Raw genomic sequence first — 6,205 nt, 5'->3', positions numbered from 1 at the left:
ACCCCCACCCCCCCCCCCCCCCGCCCCCCACCCCCCCCCCCCCGCCCCCCCGCCCCGCCCCCCCCCCCCCCCCCCGCGGGGGGGGGGGGGGGGCCCGCCCCCCCCCCCCCCCCTCTCGGCGCGAATCACGGGTATCAGTGGGGCATGAGTGGACGGCTGCGGCCGTGAACAGCACGGTCGGCATGCAGTACACGACTTCATGGTCACTCGTGCGGAGCCCGCCCTCGGCGTGGGCGGGCTCCGTCAGGAACAGATGTGCGCGAGCGGACAACGGGTCAGTCGGTGGGCCGCGGAGCGCGCAGATGGGCCCGCTTCTTCAGCTCCTCCGGGTCGACCAGTTCGAGCATGGGCCTCCCGGGCGCGCACATCATGGTGACCACGAACCGGGTGCGTGCGTCCGACAGCGCGTTGCCGTCCTGGTAGTGGATCGCGTCGCCGCCCGGCTCCCAGAACGTCCCGCCGGCCGCGATCACACGCTCCGGCTCGCCCTCGAGCTCGAATCGGACCGCGCCCTCGATGACATACCCGAACGCCGGGCCCGAGTGACGGTGCGGAGGAGTCCCCGGGTCCCCGGGCTCCCAGTCGACCTGAATGGTCATGGCCGAGGCGCCCTCCGGGACGGTGATCGGCGAGGCGTCCTGCAGCATCTTCGCTGCCGTCATCCAGCCCTGCGACCCTGCGTGCTCCCCGGTCCCGTGCACGTGCGCCGAGTCCTTTTCCGACACTGTGTTGTCACCTTCCGTAGGTCCGCCGCTTCACGAGGACGGACACACCGTCTGCCTGAGGCGTCATCGCGCCCCGGACGTATCGCCGTTCGCAGTGATGACCGGGCGCCCTGTGGATCTGTGACAGAGGAACGGTGTGAAACGGATGCCGCTCAAGGCGCGGATCGGCGCGTTGAGTGTGGCAGTGTGTGGTCGCCTCGTATTCGGCGTGTGAACCCCGGAAGCACCGTTCCGGAGTGGCTTGTAGCATGGCGGCGCCGAAGCCGAAGGAGGCAACCATGCACGCTGGGGCGGACGCCGATTCTCTCGATCAGGCGGCGAGGGACTTCCTCGCGGTGCGCCCGAGGCTGTTCGGTGTCGCGTACCGGGTGCTCGGAAGTGCCGTGGAAGCGGAGGACATCGTCCAGGAGGCGTGGTTGCGGTGGCAGGGCGCGGACCGCGCTCACATCCTGGAGCCGACGGCCTTCCTGACCACGGTCACCGCCCGTCTGGCCATCAACCTGGCCCAGTCCGCGAGAGTGCGGCGGGAGTCCTATGTCGGACCGTGGCTTCCCGAGCCGGTCGACACCAGCGCGGATCCGCAGGTGGGTGCCGAACGAGCCGAAGCCCTCGAACTGGCGGTTCTCTTCCTGCTGGAGAAGCTGAACCCGATGGAGCGTGCCGCCTACGTCCTGCGGGAAGCCTTCGACTACCCCTACGCGCAGATCGCGGGAATCCTGGAGACGAGTGAGGCGAACACCCGTCAACTGGTGAGCCGCGGGCGCAAACACCTGGCCGCCGAGCGCAGGGAACGCGTCAGCGCGACTGATCACCGCCGTCTCCTGGAGGTGTTTCTCGCCGCCGCGCAGAGGGGTGATCTGGCGGCGCTGGAGGACGTGCTCGCCGCGGATGTCGTCAGCTACACCGACGGCGGAGGGCTGCGCGGCGCGTCGAAGATCCCGGTCGTCGGACGCCTGCACGTCTCCAAGTACCTCGTGGCCTTCGCCCCCCGGTTCTGGCCCGGGTCGCAGGTGCGGTGGGTCGAGGCCAACGGTCGTCCCGCTGTCGTCGTCTCCTCCGGCGGGGACGTCGTGGCCCTCCTTTCCGTCGACGTGTCCGCCGAGGGGATCGACCGGATCATGTGGCTGATGAACCCGGCCAAGCTGTCGCCCTACCTGGCATCGCCGCGCGGTTGAACACCCTTCGCCACACCGACCGCCCGGTACCACGACCGCGATGACCAGCCGGGTCATCCGGACGTCCGGATTCTCGAAGACACGAGGGACAGACAAGGTGAGGATCGTCATGAGCGGCAGAGTGCAGGCCACCCTCGGGCGGGCGCATATCCTTGCCGGCCGGGGGAAAGTGCCGCCGGTGGACACCGCTTCCGCCGCCTTTTCGCCCACGGTGCGCGTGCTGTCGGTTCCCTGCCGGGACGCGTACCTCGACGACGCCGGAGTCATGCCGTGACCGAGCGGATCCCGTTGCCCGGCCTCTCCACCGAGAAGGACTTCGATGGGGAGTCCTTCTCCGCCATCTACACCACGAGCGTGACCGTCAGCGGTGGTACGGCCGCACACGGTCGCGCCTCGGGGAGGGCGCGCTCGGCCGACGGGGTCCTGGACCTCGATCTGCGCATGCCCGCCGAACTCGGCGGGGACGGCCGGGGAACCAACCCCGAGCAGCTGTTCGCCGCCGGCTTCGCCGCCTGCTTCCACGGGGCCCTGAGTCTGGTCGCCCGGAAGGAGGAGCTCGATCCGACCGTGATCTCCGTGGAGGCGACGGTCGCCTTCGGGCGGGACCCCGGAGACGGCGGCTACCTGCTCCGCGTCGATCTCGAGGTGACGTGGCCCGGCGTCGATCCGGAGATCGCCGCTCCTCTTCTGGAGAAGGCGAACTCGCTCTGCCCGTACGCCAAGATGGCCGGGCGGGGCACTCCCACGACCATCACGTTGGCTCGCTGACCGGGAGCGGTCACGGCCCCGTCGTTGTCGTCCACAAGGCTGCGCAATGGCGCGTAGGTCATTCTCTCCTCCTTCGCCGTCGGCAAAGACGCGTTGAAGCGGGTGCCGACGTAGCGGCCCGTGGGCCGGGCGGTGCCTGCGGCGCCACCGCTCGGGCGCACGACGCCCCGCGACCGACGCGCACCGGACGCCGCGGGTCATGCCCTTCGGGCATACGGCGGGATTTCGCGGACACGACCCAGCCCGTATGACCGGAGACCCTTGTGTGTTGTGACAACGGTCGGTCGTGGGGGCGAAAGATGGGTGCCCGACCGCCTGTTGTCACAGAACGCCCGGCCACCCGGTCTGATGGGTGGTTGTCACGACAGAGCTCGCAGCACGCGACATCCGAGATGACCGGCTGCCGTAGGTACGCGAACCGGGGTGTCACAAATACCTGGGGGGCCTGGTCGTAATCAGTGCCCCCCATTGATCGGAGCAATCATGGCTGCCATCGAGAAGCGCCTTTCCACCACGGTCCTGGTGATCGGAACCGGCGGCGCCGGGCTGCGCGCGGCGATCGAGCTGGCAGAGGCCGGGCTCGACGTCCTCGCGGTCGGCAAACGCCCCAAGGAAGACACCCACACATCTCTCGCCGCCGGCGGGATCAACGCCGCGCTGGCCACCATGGACCCCGAGGACAGCTGGCAACAGCATGCTGCCGACACCCTCAAGGAGAGCTACCTGCTCGGCGATCCCCGTACGACCGAGATCGTCACTCGGGGCGCGGCCCGTGGCATCGACGACCTCGAGCGCTACGGCATGGCCTTCGCCAGGGAACAGGACGGCCGTATCTCCCAGCGCTTCTTCGGCGCGCACAAGTTCCGGCGCACCGCCTTCGCCGGTGACTACACCGGCCTGGAGATCCAGCGCACCCTCATCCGGCGGGCGAATCAGCTGGATATCCCCATGCTCGACACCGTGTACGTCACCCGGCTCCTGGTACACGACGGTGCCGTGTTCGGTGCCTACGGCTTCGACCTCGGCAGCGGAACCCGCTACCTCGTCCATGCCGACGCGGTGATCCTCGCGGCCGGCGGTCACACCCGCATCTGGCGGCGCACCTCGTCACGCCGCGACGAGAACACCGGTGACTCCTTCCGGCTCGCCGTCGACGCCGGCGCGCGGCTGCGCGACCCCGAACTCGTCCAGTTCCACCCCTCGGGCATCATCGAGCCGGAGAACGCGGCCGGCACGCTGGTCAGCGAGGCCGCCCGAGGCGAGGGCGGCGTCCTGCGCAACGGCCTGGGCGAACGTTTCATGAATCGCTACGACCCCGCCCGCATGGAACTGTCCACGCGCGACCGGGTCGCCCTCGCCGCCTACACCGAGATCAAGGAAGGCCGCGGCACACCCAACGGTGGTGTCTGGCTCGACGTCTCCCACCTCCCACGCCAGACGATCATGAATCGCCTCCCCCGCGTCTACCAGACACTGCTGGAACTGCAGATGCTGGACATCACGCGTGACCCCATCGAGGTCGCGCCCACCGCCCACTACTCGATGGGCGGGGTCTGGGTCCGCCCCGAGGACCACAGCACCGACGTACGCGGCCTCTACGCCATCGGAGAGGCGTCCAGCGGACTCCACGGCGCCAACCGGCTCGGCGGCAACAGCCTCATCGAACTGCTCGTCTACGGCCGGATCACCGCACAGGCGGCCGCCGACTACTCCCGGGCCCTGACCGCACAACCACGCTCGGCACCGGCTGTTGCCCAAGCCCGCGCCGAGATCGACGATCTGCTCACCGCGGACGGCCCCGAGAACGTCCGGGCCCTCCAGCGCGCCATCCGCAACACCATGACGGAACACGCGGGCGTCGTACGCGACGAGCAGGGGCTGCGCACCGGACTCACGGAACTCGAATCGATCGAGAAGCGCATGGAGAACGTCGGCGTCCACCCCGACATCGCCGGCTACCAGGACCTCGCACACGCCTTCGACCTCAAGTCGGCGGCCCTCGCGGCCCGGGCCACCCTCGAGGCGGCGCTCGAACGCCGCGAGACCCGCGGCTGCCACAACCGCGGCGACTACCCCGAGAGCGATCCCGCCCTTCGGGTGAACCTCGTGTGGTCCCCCGCCACCGGGATCACACACGAGAGCATCCCGCCCATTCCCGACGAGATCGCCGCCCTGATGGAAGAAGTCTCCACGGACGGAAAACTCGCCGAATGACCCACCACTGGACGCCCCACCGCAACACAACCGCCGCCAGCCGCCCTCGCCCCCTGTCACAAACCCGACCACCACCCTGTCTTCCCTGACACACCACGAAGGACTCCGTCGCCGACTGGCTCGCACAGCAGTAGTGAGCGGGCGGATCCGACCTCCGCCGAGGCCGGATCCGATGCCGGCACACGGGGCGCCGATCACGGACGTCCGGTGTGCCGGCCGGTTCTCTTCCGGCATGAGCCGACCAGGAGGCATGATGACCACGGACTCTCGGGACCGACCCACCCTCGAGGACACCGTGCGGTCGCTGACCGCCGAAGCCACCGAGTTGGAAACGCGCGTCACCGAGCTCCGCCGAGCACTCACGGGACTCGACGAGCAGATGCGCACCGTCTCCGACGCCCTTCACCGGATCTCCCACTCCGGAGCACCCGTCCGCAGGTGACGTGTACCGCCGGTACCGACCGGCTTCGCCCCCGCCCCGCCCCCCGCGAGCGAGTTCTGCCGACGACCGGCCCGCGCGGCCCTCCCGCGTCGACGGGGAGGGCCATTCCTCGTTCGCGAACTGCTTTCACCCGGTGAGCAGACCGGGGCGGACGTCCGCCCTCAGGTACCCCACCGGCGTCACGACGGGTCGTGCTCGTGTCCTCGACGACGGCCCGACAGTGGGTTCTTCTCCGTCCGGATCGCCTCGACAGACCCGGCATCCTCGATGTCCACCCGGTGTGCCGCTTCCACGACTCGCGTCAGGCTTCGGCGGGGGATGACGACCGCACCGGACGCGTCGGCGAAGACGTAGTCACCGGGCACGACGCACACACCCCCGAACTCGACGGTGACCCCCGCGGCGTAGGGCATGACGGTGTCACCACCCCATCGGACCGACTCGCCTCTGCACCATGTCGAGAAGCCGTACTCCTCGAGCCGGCCGAAGTCTCTCAGCCGCCCGTCGGCCAGGACTCCCGCAAGACCGTGGTTGGCCGCCCTGGAGAGCTTGGTTCCCCCGCCGTGGGAGACCTCTGGGTATCCCCCGCTGGACAACACGAGAACCTTTCCTGCGGGAGAGTCCCCTACGGCCCGGTAGAAGAAGTCCGCGAAGGTCTCCGATGTCTGTTCCACATCGTCCCGGTAGGGCATGTACGAGATCGTGGCGGCCGGACCGAACAGATGACTGCCGGGCTCCGGGCTCACCAAGGGCAGGACGTGCGAGCGGTGACCGTGAACCCGCCCCATCGCGTCCACGAGCGCGGCACAGCCCAGTGCGGCCAGTTCCGGGCCGAGGCCCGCTCCGGTTTCCGCCATCTCGCTCACCGCTCCTCCTCATGC

7 protein-coding genes are annotated in these 6,205 nt (G+C 69.6%); 5 read left to right on the top strand and 2 right to left on the bottom strand.

The genetic code is table 11. The annotated features are described in order from the left end of the window. Nucleotides 1–275: 275 nt before the first annotated feature. The gene (locus ACIBM5_RS00710; RefSeq protein WP_396005100.1) at nucleotides 276–662 is read right to left on the bottom strand and encodes a cupin domain-containing protein; all 387 of its coding nucleotides are present in this window, start codon (nucleotides 660–662) and stop codon (nucleotides 276–278) included. Between the two features lie 341 nt (nucleotides 663–1,003). Between ACIBM5_RS00710 and ACIBM5_RS00705 the strand changes: the two genes are divergently transcribed. The 5 genes from ACIBM5_RS00705 to ACIBM5_RS00685 all read left to right on the top strand — a co-directional run bounded on the left by ACIBM5_RS00705 (nucleotide 1,004) and on the right by ACIBM5_RS00685 (nucleotide 5,324). Beyond that, entirely contained in the window at nucleotides 1,004–1,900 is an 897-nt protein-coding gene (locus ACIBM5_RS00705) for an RNA polymerase sigma-70 factor (protein WP_396004706.1), read from the top strand. 40 nt (nucleotides 1,901–1,940) lie between these two features. Next, on the top strand, nucleotides 1,941–2,174 hold the full coding sequence (locus ACIBM5_RS00700; RefSeq protein WP_396004705.1) for a hypothetical protein: 234 nt from the start codon (nucleotides 1,941–1,943) through the stop codon (nucleotides 2,172–2,174). Beyond that, complete coding sequence (locus ACIBM5_RS00695) at nucleotides 2,171–2,668, top strand: Ohr family peroxiredoxin (RefSeq protein ID WP_396004704.1); 498 nt, start codon at nucleotides 2,171–2,173, stop codon at nucleotides 2,666–2,668. The genes ACIBM5_RS00700 and ACIBM5_RS00695 overlap by 4 nt, the downstream gene beginning before the upstream one ends. Before the next feature lie 483 nt (nucleotides 2,669–3,151). After that, nucleotides 3,152–4,882: an L-aspartate oxidase gene (locus tag ACIBM5_RS00690; protein ID WP_396004703.1), complete on the top strand. Its 1,731-nt coding sequence runs from the start codon at nucleotides 3,152–3,154 to the stop codon at nucleotides 4,880–4,882. A 253-nt stretch (nucleotides 4,883–5,135) separates the two neighbouring features. After that, nucleotides 5,136–5,324: a hypothetical protein gene (locus tag ACIBM5_RS00685; protein WP_396004702.1), complete on the top strand. Its 189-nt coding sequence runs from the start codon at nucleotides 5,136–5,138 to the stop codon at nucleotides 5,322–5,324. Nucleotides 5,325–5,503: 179 nt separating this feature from the next. Here ACIBM5_RS00685 and ACIBM5_RS00680 read toward each other — a convergent pair whose 3' ends face one another. Beyond that, complete coding sequence (locus ACIBM5_RS00680; protein ID WP_396005099.1) at nucleotides 5,504–6,181, bottom strand: RraA family protein; 678 nt, start codon at nucleotides 6,179–6,181, stop codon at nucleotides 5,504–5,506. Nucleotides 6,182–6,205 lie beyond the last annotated feature (24 nt).

It is taken from the genome of Embleya sp. NPDC050493 (assembly GCF_044458105.1).
Classification (GTDB): domain Bacteria; phylum Actinomycetota; class Actinomycetes; order Streptomycetales; family Streptomycetaceae; genus Embleya.
This window is presented reverse-complemented; position numbering and strand designations above follow the sequence as displayed.

Bases quoted from the DNA above. Each gene is read 5' to 3' on its own strand.
- ACIBM5_RS00700 (WP_396004705.1), top strand. From the start codon at position 1,941: ATGACCAGCCGGGTCATCCGGACGTCCGGATTCTCGAAGACACGAGGG.
- ACIBM5_RS00685 (WP_396004702.1), top strand. From the start codon at position 5,136: ATGACCACGGACTCTCGGGACCGACCCACCCTCGAGGACACCGTGCGG.
- ACIBM5_RS00710 (WP_396005100.1), bottom strand. From the start codon at position 662: ATGACGGCAGCGAAGATGCTGCAGGACGCCTCGCCGATCACCGTCCCG.
- ACIBM5_RS00690 (WP_396004703.1), top strand. From the start codon at position 3,152: ATGGCTGCCATCGAGAAGCGCCTTTCCACCACGGTCCTGGTGATCGGA.
- ACIBM5_RS00680 (WP_396005099.1), bottom strand. From the start codon at position 6,181: ATGGCGGAAACCGGAGCGGGCCTCGGCCCGGAACTGGCCGCACTGGGC.
- ACIBM5_RS00705 (WP_396004706.1), top strand. From the start codon at position 1,004: ATGCACGCTGGGGCGGACGCCGATTCTCTCGATCAGGCGGCGAGGGAC.